The organism is Streptomyces sp. NPDC090119, from assembly GCF_044747085.1.
In the GTDB taxonomy this organism is placed as follows: domain Bacteria; phylum Actinomycetota; class Actinomycetes; order Streptomycetales; family Streptomycetaceae; genus Streptomyces.
The window spans coordinates 229,162-248,266 of record NZ_JBIVDK010000006.1 but is presented as its reverse complement, the minus strand read 5'-3'; the positions used below and the strand labels follow the sequence as shown (position 1 = coordinate 248,266).

Sequence of the window (19,105 nt, the reverse complement as noted above, 5' to 3'; positions counted from 1 at the left end):
CGCCGCGGCGGCGCCGGGGCCTTCTCCGTTCAGCGCTTGGCGACGAACACGTGGGACGCGACATCGGAGGCCAGCTCGGCCGCCTCGCCGCCGCTGCCCACCAGCACGCCACCCGCCGACTCGGTCACGCTCACCACCGAGCCGGGCTGCACGCCCGCCCGCCGCAGCGTGTACATCAGCTGGGCGTCCGTCTGGATCGGCTCACCGATCCGGCGCACCACGACCGTCTTGCCGTCCGAGCCGGGGTCCAGCTCCGCGAGCGAGACCATGCCCTCGTCGAGGAACGGATCGGCGCCGTCCTTCTCGCCCAGCTCCTCCAGACCCGGGATCGGGTTGCCGTACGGCGACTCGGTGGGGTGGCGCAGCAGTTCCAGCACGCGGCGCTCCACCGCCTCGCTCATGACGTGCTCCCAGCGGCACGCCTCCGCGTGCACCTGCTCCCACTCCAGCCCGATCACGTCCACGAGCAGACACTCGGCGAGCCGGTGCTTGCGCATCACGCGCGTGGCCAGCCTGCGGCCCTCCTCGGTCAGCTCCAGGTGACGGTCGCTGGCCACGGACACCAGTCCGTCCCGCTCCATGCGCGCCACCGTCTGGCTGACGGTCGGCCCGCTCTGGTCGAGCCGTTCCGCGATGCGGGCGCGCATGGGGACGACGCCTTCCTCTTCCAGTTCGAGGATGGTGCGGAGATACATCTCCGTGGTGTCGATCAGTCCGGACATACGTGCCCCTCGATTACCTCTGCCGAAAAGCTCACCGCTCCCGGCTCGTGCGCTGGCCCAGAATCAATTCTGCCGGATACCACCGACAATCGTGCCCCGCCGGGGAAACAGCGGGAACCAGCCGCCTTCGGCCGGGAACCGCGGGCCGTATTGACACCGCGCTGGTCCAGACCGCACGGTGATCCGCGACACCGAGGCGCGAAGGGGCACCGCATGAGTGACGGCACGCCGGCCGACCTGTTCCTCGACGCCGCGATCGGCCTGCTGCGGCGGGTGCGCGCGGAGGAGAGCGGGGCCATCGCCGCCGCCGGGACCCTGCTCGCGGACACGGTCGAGTCGGGCGGACGGCTCTTCGCGTTCGGCGCCGGGCACTCCTCGCTCGCCGCCCAGGACGTCGTCTACCGCGCGGGCGGCCTCGCCCTGATGAACCTGCTCGCCGTGCCCGGCGTGGTCGGCGTCGACGTCACCCCGGCCGTCCTCGGCTCCGCCCTGGAGCGCGTCGACGGCCTTGCCTCCGCCGTGCTGGACAGCTCGCCGCTGCGCGAGGGCGACGCCCTGGTGATCATCTCCCTGTCCGGGCGCAACGCCCTGCCGGTGGAGATGGCGCTGCACGCGCGCGCCCTCGGCATCAAGGTCATCGGCGTCACCTCGGTCGCGTACGCCACCGAGACCGCCTCCCGGCACTCCTCGGGCACGTTCCTGAAGGACCACTGCGACGTCGTACTGGACTCCAAGATCGCGGTCGGGGACGCGGAGCTGACCCTGGACACCGTCCAGGCGCCCTTCGCGCCCGCCTCCACGGTGGTCACCTCGGCCCTGATGCAGTCCGTGCTGGCGACGGCCGCCGCCATCCTGGCCGACCGGGGCGTCGAGCCCCCGCTGCTGCGGTCGGGGAACGTGGACGGCGGTCACGAGTGGAACGCCCGGATCATGGAGAAGTACGGCGACCGGATCTTCTACCACCACTGACAGCCACCACTGACAGCCGCCACTGCGGACGCGCGCCCGGACGCCGTCCCTCTGTCGCCGTCGGCGGTTCACACCTGCTTGGTCCCCCGTGCCACGTCCGCCAGGTCGAGCGCAGCGGCGATGCGCGCGGCCACCTCTTCCCCGTACGTCGTGTCCGAGCGGTCGAAGCCGTCGCGGGACGGGCCGCGCAGGAAGGTCAGCACGCCCAGGGTCCGGCCCCGGCTGCGCAGCGGGGTGCACAGCGCGTGCGCGGTGTCGGCGGGCCAGTGCCGGGTGCGGGCCCACTCCCGCGACCGCGCGGCCGGTACCCCGGTCACATCGGCGCGTACCGTGCCGCCGCGCTCGGTGCACCGGGGTGCCGGGTGGTCCGGGGCGTAGCGCACGGGCAGGCCGGTGAGGGCGTCGGCGCCCGGTGTCCCGGCGGGCGTGGCGGCGAGCCGCTCCAGCCGTACGGTCTCCCCGCGCGTGTCGGTCAGCCGGTCCAGCAGGGCGTGGTCGGCGAAACCGGCGAGGGCGAACTCCAGGTGGACGACGGCCGCCTCGGCGGGGTCCTCGCACTCGGCGGCGGCGCGGGCCGCGCGGTGCAGCTGGTTGGCGCGGAACCGCAGCAGGGACGCCTCCCGCTCGCCCTGCCGGGCCTCGGTGACGTCCTGGAAGAGCCAGCCCACCCCGAGCGGCACCGGCTCCTGCCCCAGTGGCGACGCGAGCCGTACGAAGCCGCTGCGCCAGCAGCGCCGCCGCTCCCCCTCCGCCGTACGCACGGTCAGCCACAGCTCGACCGGGCCGGGCGGGGCGCCCTCGGCCAGCACATGGGTGAGCGCGCTCTCCAGCTCCTCCACGCCCTGCGCGAGGAGTTCGCCGAGCGGCCGCCCGAGCGCGCCGGTGCGGCCGACGCCCAGGGCGCGGGCGGCGTGCGCGTTGACGACGGCCGGGCGCAGGTCGGCGTCGATGAGGACGACGCCCCAGGACGCGTCCTCGAACAGGGCCTCGCTCAGCGCGATGGACCGTTCCAGGTCGATCTGGGTGTGCACCTCGCTGAAGGCGCAGTACAGGCCCGCCGGGCGCCCGTCCGGGCCGCGTACGGCGGCCGACTGGGTGCGCACCAGGACCCGGCGGCCGTCCTTGGTGACGAGGGCGAACTCGTGGACCTGGCGGCCGGGGGCGCGCATCGCGGACCGCAGCCGCTCGCGCACCTCCGCGTCGTCGGCGCTGCGCACCGCCCAGCCCGCGAAACCGGGGCGGCCGACGGCCTCGGCGGCGCTCCAGCCCAGGATGCGGGTCGCCTCGCGGTTCCAATGGGTGACGGTGCCGTCGGCGTCGAAGGCGCACAGGGCGGCGTCCATGCCGTCCAGCAGGGCGTTGAGCAGGTCGGCGCCGCCCGGTTCCTCCGGTCCCAGCTCGTCGGTGGTCCCACTGCGCCGGGAAGCACTCACCCTGGTCCCCCTTGCACGATCCGTCCGGCTGACGGCGTCGATCGTCATTCAACTCGACCGTGACCCAGCCCACACGCGGTTCCGCCAGATTGCGCCGGTGAAAATCGCTTGAACCGCGGGTGCCCCGTTTTTTAGGCTGGTGGCACACGGAAGGGAGGTGGTTCGGCAGATGTATGGAAACCGGACGCGTGAGGTGGCTGCGGGCTAGCGGCCCGTCACCACACCGAGTGCGGTGCCGGACCAGCGCGTGATGCAAGCGTGCGGCCGGCCCAATCCCAGCAGTCACCCGACCCGCGAGTTCGCCGGTACCGTCCGGCCGGCTCCCCCGCCGCACGGCGGAGGAACCAGAACTCGCGGGTCGTTCCGCGTTTGGAAGCCGTTGCCCTCTTAAGGGCTCAGCCGCTCCGTCGTCCAGGAGCCGTCCGGCGTGGCGGTGTACCGGAACCGGTCGTGCAGCCTGTTCTCCCGGCCCTGCCAGAACTCCACCGTCTCCGGCGCGATCCGGAACCCGCCCCAGTTCTCCGGCACCGGCACCTCCTCGCCCTCGGGGTAGCGGGTGGCGAGTTCGGCGTAGGCGTCGTCCAGGACCTCGCGCGAGCCGATCACCGTGGACTGTGCGCTCGCCCAGGCACCGAGCTGGGAGCCGTGCGGGCGGCTGTGGAAGTAGGCGGCGGTCTCCTCGCGGCTGGTGCGCCGGGCGACCCCGCAGACGATCACCTGGCGGGCGATGGGGTGCCAGGGGAAGAGCAGCGAGATGTACGGGTCCCCGGCGAGGTCGCGGGCCTTGCGGGAGCCGTAGTTGGTGTAGAAGACGAAGCCGTCGGCGTCGTAGCCCTTCATCAGCACCGTGCGGGAGCTGGGGCGGCCGGTGGGGTCGACGGTGGAGACGACCATGGCGTTGGGTTCGTAGAGCGTGCCCAGGACGGCGGCGCGGGCGGCGTCCTGGAACCAGTGGGCGAACTGGTCCATCGGGTGCGCGGCGAGAGCCTCCCGGTCGAGACCGTGCGCCCGGTACTGCTCGCGCATGAACGCGGGGTCCACGGCCGGATCGGGCTTCGGGGTGAGATCGCGATCGGTCACGCGGTCATCCTGCCGCATCGCACGAACGTGGCACTCAGTGCCGCAGGGACTCCCCAAGAGTGGCACTCAGGGCTATCGTGCTGTTCCCGCCTCCCGTCACGGGTGACCCCCGGGCGTGTGGGGCAGTACCGGTGATGACCGCCACCGACCCAGACCGAGGAGCCGCCTTATGTCCGCGTTCGTACCCGGACTAGAGGGAGTCGTCGCTTTCGAGACCGAGATCGCCGAACCGGACAAGGAGGGCGGGTCGCTCCGCTACCGGGGCGTCGACATCGAGGACCTCGTCGGGCACGTCTCCTTCGGGAACGTGTGGGGGCTGCTGGTGGACGGCGCCTTCGCGCCGGGCCTGCCCGCCGCCGAGCCGTTCCCGATCCCCGTGCACTCCGGCGACATCCGGGTGGACGTGCAGTCCGCGCTCGCCATGCTGGCACCGGTGTGGGGCCTCAAGCCGCTGCTGGACATCGACGCCGAGCAGGCCCGTGACGACCTCGCCCGCGCCGCCGTCACGGCGCTGTCCTACGTCGCCCAGTCCGCGCGCGGCCAGGGGCTGCCGATGGTCCCGCAGCGGGAGATCGACAAGGCCCGCACGGTCGTCGAGCGGTTCATGATCCGCTGGCGCGGCGAGCCCGACCCGAAGCATGTCGCGGCCGTCGACGCGTACTGGACCTCCGCCGCCGAGCACGGCATGAACGCCTCCACCTTCACCGCGCGGGTCATCGCCTCCACCGGCGCGGATGTCGCCGCCGCGCTGTCGGGGGCGGTGGGCGCGATGTCCGGGCCGCTGCACGGTGGCGCCCCCTCGCGCGTGCTGGGGATGATCGAGGAGATCGAGCGCACGGGTGACGCCGTCGGGTACGTGAAGAACGCGCTCGACCGCGGTGAGCGGCTCATGGGGTTCGGGCACCGGGTCTACCGGGCCGAGGACCCGCGGGCGCGGGTGCTGCGGCGTACGGCGCGTGAGCTCGGTGCTCCGCGGTTCGAGATCGCCGAGGCGCTGGAGAAGGCCGCGCTGGAGGAGCTTCACAATCGGCGGCCGGATCGTGTGCTGGCCACCAACGTGGAGTTCTGGGCGGCCATCATGCTCGACTTCGCCGAAGTCCCGCCGCACATGTTCACTTCCATGTTCACGTGTGCGCGTACCGCTGGGTGGTCGGCGCACATTCTTGAGCAGAAGCGGACGGGGCGCTTGATTCGGCCTTCTGCGGAGTACGTGGGGCCCGGGACTCGGAAGCCTTCTGATATCTCCGGGTTCGAGAACATCGCCCACTGAGTGGGGTGTTGGGGCGCGGGGCGACCGGCCCGCCGTTGGGGCTGGTCGCGCAGTTCCCCGCGCCCCTGACTGCTTTTACGCGGGCGTCAGTAGATTTGCGTGGTGTCTTTCCGCGACCAACGGGTGTGCTCGGAGCTTTCCCTTCAACTCGTTGTAGCCGTATTCCGCGAAGAGCGGGTTGGACGGGTCCGTCGATACGCCTCGGGCCTTTTCCGCGTGCGGGAAAGGCAGCGGGGCTATTTTCGCGTCCAAGGCCGGGTTGTAGAAGAAGGGGACCGAGAAGCGTTCGGTGGCCGCGGGCGGGCTCACCACGCGGTGGTTGGTCGCCACCAGGTAGCCGTTCGTGGCGACCTCCAGGAGTTCGCCCAGGTTGACCACGAACGCGCCGTCCAGGGGCGGGACTTCGTGGAAGCGGCCGTCGTCGCGCTGGACCTGGAGGCCGCCGACCGTGTCCTGGAGGAGCAGGGTGAGGAAGCCATAGTCCTTGTGCGCGCCGACGCCCTGGTCGGTGCCGTCGCCCGCGCTGCCGGGGTAGCGGACCAGCTTGAGGTGCGGGTGGGCTTGGGCGCCGAAGACCGGGTCGTAGAAGCCGGCCGGGGCACCGATGGCGGTGAGCAGTTCGCGCAGCAGGCGCTGGGCGACCGCGCTGAGCTTCGCCACCCAGGCGAGCGCGGCGGTGCGCAGCTCGGGCAGGGCGGCCGGCCACTGATTGGGACCCTGGAGCCACCAGTACGGCGGCTCGCCGGGGCCGGGCACGCGGGCCGGGCGCTCGGCGCCGATGTCGAGCTGGTCGCGCCAGTCGCGGGCGCCGCCGGTGCGCTCGTCACCGGTACGGGTGTAGCCCCTGAAGTGGGGGGAGTTGACGTTGTCCAGGGCGAGCCGGTCGGCCTCGGGCAGCGCGAAGAAGGCCCGCATGGCGGAGGTCAGGGCGTCGGTCTCGGCCCGGGTCACACCGTGCCCGGTGAGCTGGAAGAAGCCCACGTCATGGGCGGCGCTGTGCAGCCGGGCGTGGAACAGGGCCCGCTCCTCCGGACCGCGGTCGGCGGCCGAGAGGTCGATGATCGGGAGCTGGGCGTACGACGGGTCCGTCGCATGAGTCGTCATGGTGCGTCCGCGAGGTGTACGGGGCACGGGCAGCCGCGAGGGGTGTGGCGGCCCCCTGGTGCCGGACGAAGAAAGAAGAAGACGAGAAAGAGGGGGCTGGATCAGGCGGAGCGCCGACAGCCCATGCTCGTGACGCGCACGTAGTCCACGTGGCGGCGTCGGACGAGCATCGGAAGCATGGGCCCAGAGTACTGCGGGCCTTCGATTTCGCGTGTGACGCGGGTCACTCGCCTTGGTCGAGGGCCTCGTCCAGCAGTGCCGCCCACTGGGCCACGACCCGCTCCCGGCGGGCGGTGTCGTCGGTGAGCAGGGTGGCGAGGCCGAGGCCGCGCGCCATGTCGAGCAGCCCCTGCACGCTCTCGCGCACACCGGGCCGGGACTCGTCGGCGCCGAGCAGCTCGACGGCGATCCGGTGGCTCTCCCGGCCGACGCGGGCCTCCAGCTCGGTGACCCGGCCGCGCAACTGCTCCTCGTTGGCGGCGGCCACCCACAGCTGGAGCGCGGCCCGGAAGAGCGGGCCGGTGTACAGGCCGACCAGGGCGGCGACCACGGCCGGGCGGTCGCCGGGGCCGTCCGGGAACAGGTCGCGCAGGGCGCTGGAGCGGCGTTCGGCGACGTACTCGACGGCGGCGGTGAAGAGGTCCTCGCGGGTGGGGAAGTGGTGCTGGGCCGCGCCCCGCGAGACGCCCGCGCGTTCGGCGACGACCGAGACCGTGGAGCCCGCCCAGCCGTGTTCGGCGAGGCAGGCCACGGCGGCCTCCAGCAGCCGCAGCCGGGTGGCCCGGCTGCGGTCCTGCTTGGGTACGCGGTCGCGTTCCGCCGTACTCACACCACCCATGCCGCATCCCGTCTTTCCAGGAAGGCCGTCATCCCCTCCCTGGCCTCGGGGGCGGAGAACAGCCGGGCCGAGAGCGCGGTGAGGTGGGCCGCGTCCCGGTCGAACGTCTCCAGCACCCTAGCCGTGAGCAGGTTCTTCGTCGCGGCGAGGGCCTCGGGTGAGGAGCGGCGCAGGCCGTCCAGGACCGGGGCGAGGGCCTCGTCCACGTCGTCGCCGGTGAGCGTGAGCAGGCCGAGCCGGACCGCCTCGGCGGGGCCGAAGCGTTCGCCGGTGAGGTAGTGGCGGGCGAGTTCGCGCGGGTCGGTGCGCGGGAGCAGCGGCAGGGAGATCACGGCCGGGGCGACCCCGATGCGGACCTCGGTGAAGGCGAACGTGCCCCCTTCGGAGGCTGCCGCGATGTCGCAGGCGCCGACCAGCCCGAGGCCGCCCGCGCGGACGTGCCCGGTGATCCGCGCCACCACCGGCTTGGGCAGCTCCACGAGTTGCCGCAACAGGCTGACCAGCGCGTCCGGTGGGGGCGGGTCGCGCAGGTCGGCCCCGGCGCAGAAGGTGTTGCCGGTGTGGGTGAGCACGACCGCCCGGACACCGGGGTCCTTCCCGCAGTCGGCCAGTGCCTCGGCCAGCTCGGCGACCAGGGGTGCGGAGAGGGCGTTGCGGGTGTCCGGGGAGTCCAGGCTGAGCGTCTCCACGGCACGGTCGCGGGTACGTCCGACGAGGGTCATGGGCGCAGCTCCCGGCGCAGGATCTTGCCGGAGGCGGCACGCGGGACGCCGTCCGTGAAGGTGACGCCGCGCACCCGCTTGTACGGTGCGACGCGTTCCCCCACGTAGAGCAGCACGTCGTTGGCGCTGAGGTCCGGTGCGGTGGGCTGGCGGACGACGAAGGCGTGCGGGGCCTCGTTGCCGTCCTCGTTGACGACACCGATGACGGCCGCGTCCGCGATGCCGGGGTGGGTGAGCAGCAGGGCCTCCAGTTCGGCGGGGGCCACCTGGAACCCCTTGTACTTGATGAGTTCCTTCACCCGGTCCACCACGAACAGCCAGCCGTCGTCGTCGACTTGGCCGACGTCGCCGGTGTGCAGCCAGCCGTCGGGGTCGATCAGCGCGGTGGTGGCGTCGGGGCGGCCCAGGTAGCCCTTCATGATCTGCGGGCCCCGGATGAGGATCTCGCCGCGCTCGCCGGGGCCGAGGTCCTTGCCGGGGTCGTCCAGGGCGACGATCCGCATCTCGGTACCGGCGATCAGCCTGCCGACCGTGCCGGGCGGCGCGTCACGCAGCTGGGCGAGTGGGACGACGTGGGTGCCGGGCGACAGTTCCGTCATGCCGTACGCCTGCCCCAGCGGCGGTATCCCGAGCCGGTCGGCGCAGGTCGCGGCGAGGGCCGCGTCCAGTGGGGCGGCGGCGCTGAGGACGTACTTCAGCGAGGAGAGGTCGTACCGGGCGACCGAGGGGTGCTTGGCGAGGGCGAGCACGATCGGCGGGGCGACGTACAGGCCGGTGATGCGGTGGGTCTCGATTGCCGCGAGGAAGGTGTCCAGCTCGAAGCGGGGCAGCACGACCACCGTGGCGCCCTTGCGCAGGGGCGCGTTCATCAGGGCCGTCAAACCATAAATGTGGAAGAACGGGAGTACTGCGAGGATGCGCTCACCGGGCTCCACCGTGACGGCGGGCTCCAGTTGGGCGAGGTTGGTGGCGATCTGCCGGTGCGTGAGCATCACGCCCTTGGGGGTGCCGGTGGTCCCGGAGGAGTACGGCAGCACGGCGACGTCCTCGGCGGGGTCGACCGCGATGTCCGGCTCGGGGGCGGTGGTGGTGAGCAGCTCGGTCAGCGAGCGGTGGCCGGGCGCCTGGTCGCAGACGAATATCTCCCTTATCCTGCCCGCGAGTTCGGCGGCTCTGCGGGCCGTCGGCAGCAGCGGGGAGACGGTGATCAGCCAGCGTGCCGAGCTGTCCGCGAGCTGCTTGGCCAGCTCCTCCGGGGTGTGCAGCGGGTGCGCGGTGGTGACGGTCGCGCCCGCGCGGGTGGCCGCGTAGAAGGCGAGCGGGAAGGCGATGGTGTTGGGGCTGTGCAGGGCGAGTACGTCACCCTTGCGCACCCCCGCCTCCGCGAGCGCCGCCGCCAGCTTCCGGTGCAGGGCGTCGAGTTGGGCGTAGGTGATGGTGGTGCCGTCCACGCCGTCGACCAGCGCGGGGCGGTCCCCGTGGGCGGCGGCTCCGCCCAGGACGACGTCATGGATGGGCTCTTCGACCGGTGGGACCTCGGCGTACGGGCTGTGGAACACGGTTCCTCCGAACGTCGCTCGCTCTAGTACGACTTGGGCAGGCCGAGCGTCTGGTGGGAGATGTAGTTGAGGATCATCTCCCGGCTGACCGGGGCGATCCGCGCCACCCGTGCGCCGACGATCAGCGACGCGAGCCCGAACTCGCGGGTCAGACCGTTGCCGCCGAGGGTGTGCACGGCCTGGTCGACGGCCCGTACGCACGCCTCCCCCGCCGCGTACTTGGCCATGTTGGCGGCCTCGCCCGCGCCGATGTCGTCCCCGGCGTCGTAGAGGAGGGCCGCCTTCTGCATCATCAACCTGGCCAGTTCCAGGTCGATGTGGGCCTGTGCGAGGGGGTGTGCGATGGCCTGGTGGGCGCCGATCGGGGTCTTCCAGACGGTGCGCTCGCGGGCGTATTCGAGGGCCTTGCCGACGGCGTACCGGCCCATTCCGATGGCGAACGCGGCCGTCATGACCCGCTCCGGGTTCAGTCCGGCGAACAGTTGGAGCAGCCCGGCGTCCTCGTCGCCGACCAGGGCGTCGGCGGGCAGCCGTACGTCGTCCAGGACCAGTTCCCACTGCTTCTCGGCGGCGCTCAGTTCCATGTCGATCGGGCTGCGGGAGAAGCCGTCGGCGTCGCGCGGGACGATGAACAGACAGGGCTTGAGCTTGCCGGTCCGGGCGTCCTCGGTGCGGCCGACGATCAGGACGGCGTCGGCGTGGTCCACCCCGGAGATGAAGACCTTCCGGCCGGTGAGCAGCCAGTCGTCGCCGTCCCGGCGGGCGGTGGTGGTGATGCGGTGCGAGTTGGAACCGGCGTCGGGCTCGGTGATGCCGAACGCCATCAGCTTGGTGCCGTCGGCGAGGCCGGGGAGCCAGGTGCGCTTCTGGTCCTCGGTACCGAAGCGGGCGATCACCGTGCCGCAGATCGCCGGGGAGACCACCAGCATGAGGAGGGGGGCTCCGGACGCGCCCAACTCTTCCAGGACGATGGAGAGTTCGGCTATGCCGCCGCCTCCGCCGCCGTACTCCTCCGGGAGGTTGACGCCGAGGTACCCCAACTTTGCCGCGTCCTGCCAGAGTTCGGTGGGATAGCGGCCCTCTGCGATGACCTGGGTGATGTAGTCGCGGCCGTAGCGTTTGCCGAGGGCGGAGACTGCCTTGCGGAGGGCCTGGTGCTCTTCGGACTCGATGAGGGTGGTCACCTTTTGCTCCTTCGGGTGCGGCTTGCGGGGGTGGCTGGGCGCGAGGTTCCTGGGGCTACTGGGATTCGACGACCGCCAAGAGGGTGCCCATCTCCACCTGGCGGCCCACGGTCGCCGGGAGCGCCGTCAGGGTGCCGTCCGTGGGGGCGGTGATCCGGTGTTCCATCTTCATCGCCTCCAGCCAGATCAGGGGCTGGCCCGCCTGTACCTCGGTGCCCTCGTTGAGGCCCTCCGCCAGGCGGACGACCGTGCCGGGCATCGGGGCCAGGAGCGAGCCGGGGGCGTGTTCGGTGGTGGGGTCGGGGAAGCGGGGCAGGGCGGTGAGGGCGGTGGCGTTCACATGGACCTGGTCGCCGTAGCGGGCGATGTCGAACTTCCGCCGTACGCCGTCCACTTCGAGGACGACGAGGTTCGGGGAGGCGTGCACCACGCGGACGCCGTCCGCCGCCAGGCCGGTGCGGGTGTGGCGGTAGGCGGCCTCGTGCTCCTCCCCCGCCATCTCGTACCGCTTCACCTGCGGGCCCGAGGGCACGTTGCGCCAGCCGCCGAAGCGGGAACGGCCGTGGGCGTCGGCGAGGGCGGCTGCCAGCGGGGCCCAGGGGTCGGGGGCGGGCTCGGTGAGGGGGGTGAGGTGGCGGTCGTAGAAGCCGGTGTCCATGCGGGCTTCGGTGAACTCGGGGTGCCTGAGGGAACGGACCAGCAGGTCGCGGTTGGTGACCGGGCCGTGCAGCGCGGTCCGCTCCAGGGCGCCCGCGAGCTTGCGGACGGCTTCCGTGCGGGTCGGGGCGTACGCGATGACCTTGGCGAGCATCGGGTCGTAGTGCACGCCGATGGTGTCGCCGTCCGCGCAGCCGGTGTCCAGCCGTACGCCGTCCGGCACGGTGAAGCGGTGCAGGGTGCCGGTCTGCGGGGCCCAGCCGCGCGCGGGGTCCTCGGCGTACAGCCGGGCCTCCACGGCGTGCCCGCGCGCGGTCGGTCGCTCGGTGGGGAGGGCGTGGCCCTCGGCGACGCGGATCTGCTCGGCGACCAGGTCGACGCCGAACACCGCCTCGGTGACGGGGTGTTCGACCTGGAGCCGGGTGTTCATCTCCAGGAAGTGGGCGCGGCCGTCGGCCACCAGGAACTCCACGGTGCCCGCGCCCTCGTAGGACACGGCGCGGGTCGCCCGTTCGGCCAGCGCGTACAGCTGCTCGGTGAGCGCGGGCGGCAGGCCGGGGGCCGGGGCCTCCTCGATGACCTTCTGGTGCCTGCGCTGGAGCGAGCAGTCGCGGGTGCCGAGCGTCCACACCGTGCCGTGGGTGTCGGCGAGGACCTGCACCTCGATGTGGCGACCGTTCTCGAGGTACGGCTCCACGAACACCTCGCCGTCCCCGAACGCGCTCGCCGCCTCCGCGCGGGCGTCCTCCAGCGCGCCGGGCAGCGCGGCGAGGTCGCGCACGACCCGCATGCCGCGTCCGCCGCCGCCCGCCGCCGCCTTGACCAGGACGGGCAGGTCGGCCGGGGTGACGTCGTGTGCGTCGAGCGGGGCGAGGCCCATCAGTTCCTTGGCGCGGGTCTTGGATGCCATCGCCTCGATCGCCTCGGGCGGCGGCCCGATCCAGACGAGTCCGGCGTCCCGTACGGCGCGGGCGAAGTCGGCGTTCTCGGAGAGGAAGCCGTAGCCGGGGTGCACGGCGTCCGCACCGGCCGCGAGGGCGGCCTTCACGATGAGGTCGCCGCGCAGATACGTCTCGGCGGGCGCCGCGCCCGGCAGCCGGACCGCTGTGTCGGCCACACGTGTGTGCAGCGCACCCTCATCCGCGTCGGAGTGTATGGCGACGGTGCGTATGCCGAGGTCGGCGCAGGTGCGGAAGATACGGCAGGCGATCTCGCCCCGGTTGGCGACGAGCAGGGTGGAAATCATGGGCCTCACATCCGGAAGACGCCGAAGCCGCCACGGGCGCCCTCGTAGGGAGCGGTGTGTATGGCGGACAGGCACATACCGAGGACGGTTCGGGTGTCGCGGGGGTCGATGACGCCGTCGTCGTAGAGCCGCCCGGACAGGAACATGGGCAGCGACTCCGACTCGATCTGCCCCTCGACCATCGCGCGCAGGGCGGCGTCCGCCTCGTCGTCATACGGCTGTCCCTTGGCCAGGGCCGACTGGCGGGCCACGATCGACAGCACGCCCGCGAGCTGCTGCGGGCCCATGACGGCCGACTTGGCGCTGGGCCAGGCGAAGAGGAAGCGGGGGTCGTAGGCGCGGCCGCACATGCCGTAGTGGCCGGCACCGTAGGACGCGCCCATGAGGACGGAGAGGTGCGGCACCTTGGAGTTGCTGACCGCGTTGATCATCATCGAGCCGTGCTTCACGATGCCGCCCTGCTCGTACTCCTTGCCGACCATGTAGCCGGTGGTGTTGTGCAGGAACAGCAGCGGGATGTCGCGCTGGTTGGCGAGCTGGATGAACTGCGCCGCCTTCTGCGACTCCTCGCTGAACAGCACTCCGCGCGCGTTGGCCAGGATGCCGACCGGGTAGCCGTGCAGCTCGGCCCAGCCGGTGACCAGGCTCGTGCCGTACAGCGGTTTGAACTCGTCGAAGTCGGAGGCGTCGACCAGGCGGGCGATCACCTCGCGCGGGTCGAAGGGGGTGCGCAGGTCGCCGGGGACGATGCCGAGGAGTTCCTCGGGGTCGTGCTTGGGCGGCTCGGCGAAGCCCGGATCGGCGTACGCCTTGCGGTGGTTGAGCCGTGCGACCACCCGGCGGGCCTGTCGGATCGCGTCCCGCTCGTCCACCGCGAAGTGGTCGGCCAGGCCGGAGGTACGGGCGTGCATCTCGGCGCCGCCCAGCGACTCGTCGTCGCTCTCCTCACCGGTCGCCATCTTGACCAGCGGCGGCCCGCCGAGGAACACCTTCGCGCGCTCCTTGACCATGATCACGTGGTCGGACATGCCGGGGACGTAAGCGCCGCCCGCCGTGGAGTTGCCGAACACCACGGCCACGGTCGGGATGCCCGCGGCCGACAGCCGGGTCAGGTCCCGGAAGATCGCCCCGCCGGGGATGAAGATCTCTTTCTGCGAGGGGAGGTCGGCTCCGCCGGACTCCACCAGGCTGATGACGGGGAGCCGGTTGGCCCGCGCGATCTCGTTGGCCCGCAGCGCCTTCTTCAGGCTCCACGGGTTGCTCGCGCCGCCGCGCACGGTCGCGTCGTTGGCGGTGATCAGGCACTCGGTCCCCTCGACCACCCCGATGCCGGTGACCAGGGAGGCGCCGACGGTGTACTCGCTGCCCCAGGCGGCGAGGGGGGACAGCTCCAGGAACGGCGTGTCGGGGTCGACCAGCAACTCGATCCGCTCACGGGCGAGCAGCTTGCCCCGCTTACGGTGCCGGGCCACATATTTCTCGCCGCCACCCGCGAGTGCTTTCGCGTGCTCGGCCTCCAGGTCGGTGAGCTTGGCGAGCATGGTGTCGCGGTTGCCCTGGTGGTCGGGGGCGGTGGGGTCGAGGGCGGTGGGGAGGAGGGTCACGGGGTGCCTCCGGGGTGGGGGGTGGGGGTACCGGAGGGGCGTGTGGGCCGTGTGGGCGGGGGCGTCACAGGAGTTCCTCCGGGATGTCCACGTGCCGGGAGCGGAGCCATTCGCCGAGGGCCTTGGCCTGGGGGTCGTAGCGGTGCTGGGCGGCCACACCGGCGCCGAGGATGCCGGTGACGACGAAGTTCAGGGCGCGGAGGTGGGGCAGGACATGGCGGGTGACCGGAAGGTCGCGGGCCTCGGGGATCAGCTCTTGGAAGCGCTCGACGGTCAGCTCGTGGGCGAGCCAGCGCCAGGCGTCGGCTGAGCGGGCCCAGACCCCGACGTTGGCGTTGCCTCCCTTGTCCCCGCTACGGGCTCCGGCCACATGCCCGAGGGGAGCGCGCCGGGTGCGGCCCACAGGGAGCGGCTCGGGCAGGGCGGGCTCGGGCAGCTCGTGGAGCGGCCGGGTCTCCTTCGGTGGGCCCACATCGATACGGCGCCCATCGTGGAGGACGGCCACATGGTCGACGGCACCATGGGGTACGGCCACATGGTCGAACACCCCATAAGGCGAGCCCTTCCCAGGTGGCGCCAACACATGGAAACCGGGGTAACTGGCCAGCGCCAGCTCGATCGCGGCCCCGCTCAGCCCCCGCCCGACCACCTCGGGATCGGAGTCCCGCACGACGAGCCGCAGCACGGCACTCGCCGTCTCCTCGGTATCGGCGTCGACCCGGTCGGTGCGCGCCAGCTCCCAACGCACCTCCTCCGGCGCCGCCTCGGCCAGCGCGGCGTCCAGCTGTTCCCGCACCAGCCCCGCCTTGGCCTCGATGTCGAGACCGGTGAGCACGAAGACGACCTCGTTGCGGAAGCCGCCGAGCCGGTTGAGGCCGACCTTGAGCGTGGGCGGGGGCGCCTCACCGCGTACCCCGTCGATCCGCACCCGGTCCGGCCCGTCCTGGCGCAGCCGTACGGTGTCCAGCCGGGCGGTGACGTCGGGCCCGGCGTACCGGGCGCTCCCCGTCTCGTACAACAACTGGGCCGTGACGGTACCGGTGTCCACGAACCCGCCGGTACCAGGATGCTTGGTGACGACGCTGCTGCCGTCGGCGTGGATCTCGGCGAGCGGAAACCCGGGACGGCGTACGTCGCCGTCCTGGAAGAAGGCGTAGTTGCCGCCGGTGACCTGGGTTCCGCACTCCAGCAGATGACCGGCGACGACGGCCCCGGCGAGCTGGTCGTGGTCCCCCGGCCCCCACCCGAAGTGCGCGGCGGCGGGCCCGGTGACGAGCGCGGCGTCGGTCACCCGCCCGGTGATCACCACGTCGGCCCCGGCCCGCAGGCACTCCGCGATGCCGAAGCCGCCGAGGTAGGCGTGGGCGGCGAGGGTGCCGGGGTGCGCGGCGGTGAGGTCGTCGCCCTCGACATGCGCGACCCGTACGGGTATGCCGAGCCGGTGCGCCGACTCCCGCACCTTGTCGGCGAGTCCGGCCGGGTTCAGCCCGCCCGCGTTGGTGACGATCCGCACCCCGCGCTCGTGGGCGAGCCCGAGGCAGTCTTCGAGCTGGCGCGCGAAGGTGCGGGCGTACCCGGCACCGGGGTCCTTCAGCCGGTCGCGGCCGAGGATGAGCATGGTCAGCTCGGCGAGATAGTCCCCGGTGAGTACGTCGACCTCGCCGCCGGTGAGCATCTCGCGCAGGGCGCTGGCCCGGTCGCCGTAGAAGCCGGAGAAGTTGCCGACGCGGAGGGGGGACGCCGTCACCGGGTGGGCTCCTCGGGTGCGGCTTCCCCGGCGGTGGCTTCCCCGGCGGTGGCTTCCTTGGGGTCGCGCCCGGTGCCGGGCGGCCCGGCGAAGGCTTGGGCGATGTCCAGCCAGCGGTCGGCGTCGGGGCCGACGGCGGTGAGGGCGAGGTCGGCGCGGTGGGCGCGCTGGGTGACGAGCAGGCAGAGGTCGACCGCGGGGCCGGTGACCCGTTGAGCCGCGTCCTCCGGGCCGTAGGTCCACAGCTCGCCCGAAGGTGCGCGGACCTCGACGCGGAACTCGGCCTCCGGCGCGGGCAGTCCCCGTACCCCGAAGGCGAAGTCACGGGCCCGCACACCGATGCGGACCACATGCCGGAGCCGGTCGGTGGGTGCGCGCTCCACACCCAGGGCGTCGGCCACGTCCTGGCCGTGGGCCCAGGTCTCCATGAGCCGGCCGGTGGCCATGGCGGCGGCCGACATGGGCGGCCCGAACCAGGGGAACCGGGTGTGCCGCGCGGCTGCCTCCCGCAGGGCGCGGTCCAGCTCCTGCCGTCCCTCACGCCAGCGGGTGAGCAGTTCGGCGGGGGCGAGCCGGGCGCCTTCGTCGGCACCGTTGTCCACGAAGGAGTCGGGCGAGGTGAGCGCCTGCTCGGCGAACTTCCGGAAGGCGGCCTCGTCGCTCATGGCGAGCAGGGCGGCGCGGTCGGTCCAGTGCAGATGGGCGATCTGGTGAGCGATGCTCCAGCGGGGAGCGGGCGTCGCGCGTGCCCACTCCTGCTCGGTCAACTCGGCCACGAGCAGGTCGAGTTCCCGGCTCTCCTCACGCAGGTCGTCGAAGACGGGCGTCGGGTCGGACATGGGCAGGAGCATGGCAGCGGGGCCAGAAACAATCAAGCATGCTTGCATTAATTCGTCGGGGCAGGGTGGCGGAAATCCACTGCCGACGGCCTCTCGGCTCCGGCTAGGTTCGCCCCATGCGCGACTTCACGGAGCCCTCGGAACTGCGGCGACTGGTGCGGGAGGCGCTGGGGTCCGGGTGCCGGGTCACCGGCGTGGAACGGCTGCGCGGCGGCTCGAAGAAGGGGGTCTACCGGCTCACCCTGACCGGTACGGGCGCCCCACCGACCGTGATCGCCTATAGCTGGGCCCCACAGGAGAACTTCTGGCCGAGTGTGCCGACGGACCCCCTGACCCCCGCGTCCGGCCTGGCGCCCTTCCTGGCCGCGCACCACACCCTGAACGCGGCGGGCGCCCGCACCCCGCGCCTCCTCCACGCGTCCGAGCCCGCCGAGCCCGCCGACCTGGCCCTGGTCGAGGACATCCCCGGCGACACCCTGGAGAGGACCTTCACCACCGACCCGCCCCGAGCGGCGAAGGCCCTGGCGGAGCTGTCCCTCACCCTGGACCGCATGTCGGCCCACACGGCCCCGCACCCCGCCCGCACCCCCGCGGCGACCAGCGAGGCACTGACCCTGACCCGAGCCCTGAGCGACCTGGCCGAAGCCGCGGCCCGCGACCCGCGCGTCAGCGAGGCCCACCCCGCCCTGTCCGACCGGCTGCACGCACTGCACGCGGCGGTGACCCCTCGCACGACGTACTCCCTGGTCCATGGCGAACTGGGCCCCGACCACGTCCTCCTCACCCCCGACGCCCACCCCGTCCTGATCGACATCGAGGGCCTCACCCACTTCGACCCCGAACACGAACACGCCTTCCTGCGCCTTCGCTTCGGCCCGCACTACGCCCCGCTCGCCCGCCCGTCGCTGGACCCCGCCCGTCTGGCCCTCCACACCCTCGCCCTCCACCTCTCCCTGGTGGCGGGCCCCCTGCGCCTGCTGGACGGCGACTTCCCGCACCGCGACGCCATGCGGGGCATCGCGGAACACAACACACGGGAGGCGCTGCGACTGGTGCGGCCGCTGCCCGAGCAGACCGAGTAGCCCGAGTGGGCGGTCCGAGCCGCCGAGAGGAGCCGCTACGCCTCCGGCGCCGGAGGCGGCACTCGCCGGGTCTGGGTGCGGACCGCGCCGATGCTGGCCGTGATGACCAGGGCGATGGCGGCGGCCTCGGTGAGGGAGAGGGACTGGTGGAGCACGAAGAAGCCCGCGGTTGCGGCGACGGCCGGTTCGAGGCTCATCAGGATGGCGAAGGTGGGGGCGGGGAGACGGCGCAGCGCGAGGAGTTCCAGGGTGTAGGGGAGCACCGAGGAGAGCAGGGCCACCGCCGAACCCAGGGCGATGGTGGTGGGGTTCAGCAGCCGGTCGCCCGCGTCGACGACGCCCAGCGGGAGGAAGACCAGCGCGGCCACCCCCATGGCGAGGGCCAGCCCGTCGGCCTGCGGGAAGCGGCGGCCCGTACGGGCGCTGAAGATGATGTACGCCGCCCACATGACGCCCGCCGACAGGGCGAAGCCGACGCCCAGCGGGTCCAGGTCGCTGAAGCCCCCGCCGCCGAGCAGGAAGACGCCCGCCAGGGCGACGGCCGCCCACACGGCGTTGATCGCGCGGCGGGAGACCAGGACGGAGAGGGCCAGCGGGCCGAGGACTTCGAGGGTGACCGCGAGGCCGAGCGGGATACGGGCGACCGCCTGATAGAAGAGGCCGTTCATCCCGGCCATGGTGAGACCGAAGACGATCACCGTGCCCCAGTCGGTGCGGGAGTGCCCGCGCAGCCGGGGTCGGCACACCACCAGCAGCACCAGGGCCGCCGCGACCAGGCGGAGCGTCACCACGCCGAGCGCACCCGCGCGGGGCATCAGCGTCACCGCGAGCGCCCCGCCGAACTGGACCGATATACCGCCCGCCAGCACCAGGCCGACCGGCCCCAGTGAGCCGAACCGGCCGGGGGAGTCCGGGGTGGTGGAGGTGGTCTTCGGGGTCGAGGTGGAGGTGGAGCTGCGGACGGTGGTCACGGGCTGTCCTGGGGGCCGGCGGGAGTGGGCTTGCTGCGCATCGGTGGCGGCGCGAGCGCCGCGTACATCCCGATGTAC

Annotated in this window: 16 protein-coding genes; 3 read left to right on the top strand and 13 right to left on the bottom strand. The window is 72.6% G+C overall.

The features are described from left to right. Positions 1–29: 29 nt before the first annotated feature. Positions 30–722, bottom strand: coding sequence for a metal-dependent transcriptional regulator (locus ACIPPM_RS25870; RefSeq protein WP_389005034.1), 693 nt, complete (start codon positions 720–722; stop codon positions 30–32). 213 nt (positions 723–935) lie between these two features. Here ACIPPM_RS25870 and ACIPPM_RS25865 point away from each other — a divergent pair, with 213 nt between their 5' ends. Further along, positions 936–1,691, top strand: coding sequence for an SIS domain-containing protein (locus ACIPPM_RS25865; RefSeq protein WP_401452059.1), 756 nt, complete (start codon positions 936–938; stop codon positions 1,689–1,691). 68 nt (positions 1,692–1,759) lie between these two features. Here ACIPPM_RS25865 and ACIPPM_RS25860 read toward each other — a convergent pair whose 3' ends face one another. Both ACIPPM_RS25860 and pdxH read right to left on the bottom strand, forming a co-directional pair. Beyond that, entirely contained in the window at positions 1,760–3,124 is a 1,365-nt protein-coding gene (locus ACIPPM_RS25860; protein ID WP_401452057.1) for a PAS domain-containing protein, read from the bottom strand. 387 nt (positions 3,125–3,511) lie between these two features. Further along, positions 3,512–4,222, bottom strand: a complete 711-nt coding sequence (gene pdxH / locus ACIPPM_RS25855; protein ID WP_401452055.1) for a pyridoxamine 5'-phosphate oxidase — start codon at positions 4,220–4,222, stop codon at positions 3,512–3,514. A gap of 151 nt (positions 4,223–4,373) precedes the next feature. Here pdxH and ACIPPM_RS25850 point away from each other — a divergent pair, with 151 nt between their 5' ends. Further along, entirely contained in the window at positions 4,374–5,474 is a 1,101-nt protein-coding gene (locus ACIPPM_RS25850; protein ID WP_401452053.1) for a citrate synthase 2, read from the top strand. A gap of 75 nt (positions 5,475–5,549) precedes the next feature. Here ACIPPM_RS25850 and ACIPPM_RS25845 read toward each other — a convergent pair whose 3' ends face one another. From ACIPPM_RS25845 to ACIPPM_RS25805, 9 genes are all read right to left on the bottom strand, one after another. Then, positions 5,550–6,578 (bottom strand): isopenicillin N synthase family dioxygenase, encoded by a 1,029-nt coding sequence (locus ACIPPM_RS25845; protein WP_401452051.1) that lies wholly within the window; start codon positions 6,576–6,578, stop codon positions 5,550–5,552. 223 nt (positions 6,579–6,801) lie between these two features. Continuing rightward, the gene (locus ACIPPM_RS25840; protein ID WP_401452049.1) at positions 6,802–7,416 is read right to left on the bottom strand and encodes a TetR/AcrR family transcriptional regulator; all 615 of its coding nucleotides are present in this window, start codon (positions 7,414–7,416) and stop codon (positions 6,802–6,804) included. Beyond that, positions 7,404–8,138, bottom strand: coding sequence for an enoyl-CoA hydratase family protein (locus tag ACIPPM_RS25835; protein ID WP_401452047.1), 735 nt, complete (start codon positions 8,136–8,138; stop codon positions 7,404–7,406). Before ACIPPM_RS25835 ends, ACIPPM_RS25840 begins: the two co-directional genes overlap by 13 nt. Beyond that, entirely contained in the window at positions 8,135–9,697 is a 1,563-nt protein-coding gene (locus ACIPPM_RS25830) for a 4-coumarate--CoA ligase family protein (protein ID WP_401452045.1), read from the bottom strand. The genes ACIPPM_RS25835 and ACIPPM_RS25830 overlap by 4 nt, the downstream gene beginning before the upstream one ends. Before the next feature lie 23 nt (positions 9,698–9,720). Then, entirely contained in the window at positions 9,721–10,881 is a 1,161-nt protein-coding gene (locus tag ACIPPM_RS25825; protein ID WP_401452043.1) for an acyl-CoA dehydrogenase family protein, read from the bottom strand. A 55-nt stretch (positions 10,882–10,936) separates the two neighbouring features. Beyond that, entirely contained in the window at positions 10,937–12,784 is a 1,848-nt protein-coding gene (locus ACIPPM_RS25820) for a biotin carboxylase N-terminal domain-containing protein (protein ID WP_401452041.1), read from the bottom strand. Between the two features lie 5 nt (positions 12,785–12,789). Then, on the bottom strand, positions 12,790–14,388 hold the full coding sequence (locus tag ACIPPM_RS25815) for an acyl-CoA carboxylase subunit beta (protein WP_401452038.1): 1,599 nt from the start codon (positions 14,386–14,388) through the stop codon (positions 12,790–12,792). A gap of 64 nt (positions 14,389–14,452) precedes the next feature. After that, positions 14,453–16,135, bottom strand: a complete 1,683-nt coding sequence (locus ACIPPM_RS25810) for an acyclic terpene utilization AtuA family protein (RefSeq protein ID WP_401452035.1) — start codon at positions 16,133–16,135, stop codon at positions 14,453–14,455. After that, complete coding sequence (locus tag ACIPPM_RS25805; protein ID WP_401452032.1) at positions 16,132–16,974, bottom strand: TIGR03084 family metal-binding protein; 843 nt, start codon at positions 16,972–16,974, stop codon at positions 16,132–16,134. Before ACIPPM_RS25805 ends, ACIPPM_RS25810 begins: the two co-directional genes overlap by 4 nt. Positions 16,975–17,090: 116 nt before the next feature. Between ACIPPM_RS25805 and ACIPPM_RS25800 the strand changes: the two genes are divergently transcribed. Next, positions 17,091–18,056, top strand: a complete 966-nt coding sequence (locus ACIPPM_RS25800) for a phosphotransferase family protein (RefSeq protein ID WP_401452029.1) — start codon at positions 17,091–17,093, stop codon at positions 18,054–18,056. 35 nt (positions 18,057–18,091) lie between these two features. Here the strand turns inward: ACIPPM_RS25800 and ACIPPM_RS25795 are convergent, their stop codons facing one another. Continuing rightward, entirely contained in the window at positions 18,092–19,027 is a 936-nt protein-coding gene (locus tag ACIPPM_RS25795) for an EamA family transporter (protein WP_401452026.1), read from the bottom strand. Positions 19,028–19,105 lie beyond the last annotated feature (78 nt).

Bases quoted from the DNA above. Each gene is read 5' to 3' on its own strand.
- ACIPPM_RS25870 (WP_389005034.1), bottom strand. From the start codon at position 722: ATGTCCGGACTGATCGACACCACGGAGATGTATCTCCGCACCATCCTC.
- ACIPPM_RS25865 (WP_401452059.1), top strand. From the start codon at position 936: ATGAGTGACGGCACGCCGGCCGACCTGTTCCTCGACGCCGCGATCGGC.
- pdxH (WP_401452055.1), bottom strand. From the start codon at position 4,222: ATGCGGCAGGATGACCGCGTGACCGATCGCGATCTCACCCCGAAGCCC.
- ACIPPM_RS25850 (WP_401452053.1), top strand. From the start codon at position 4,374: ATGTCCGCGTTCGTACCCGGACTAGAGGGAGTCGTCGCTTTCGAGACC.
- ACIPPM_RS25845 (WP_401452051.1), bottom strand. From the start codon at position 6,578: ATGACGACTCATGCGACGGACCCGTCGTACGCCCAGCTCCCGATCATC.
- ACIPPM_RS25840 (WP_401452049.1), bottom strand. From the start codon at position 7,416: ATGGGTGGTGTGAGTACGGCGGAACGCGACCGCGTACCCAAGCAGGAC.
- ACIPPM_RS25835 (WP_401452047.1), bottom strand. From the start codon at position 8,138: ATGACCCTCGTCGGACGTACCCGCGACCGTGCCGTGGAGACGCTCAGC.
- ACIPPM_RS25820 (WP_401452041.1), bottom strand. From the start codon at position 12,784: ATGATTTCCACCCTGCTCGTCGCCAACCGGGGCGAGATCGCCTGCCGT.
- ACIPPM_RS25805 (WP_401452032.1), bottom strand. From the start codon at position 16,974: ATGTCCGACCCGACGCCCGTCTTCGACGACCTGCGTGAGGAGAGCCGG.
- ACIPPM_RS25800 (WP_401452029.1), top strand. From the start codon at position 17,091: ATGCGCGACTTCACGGAGCCCTCGGAACTGCGGCGACTGGTGCGGGAG.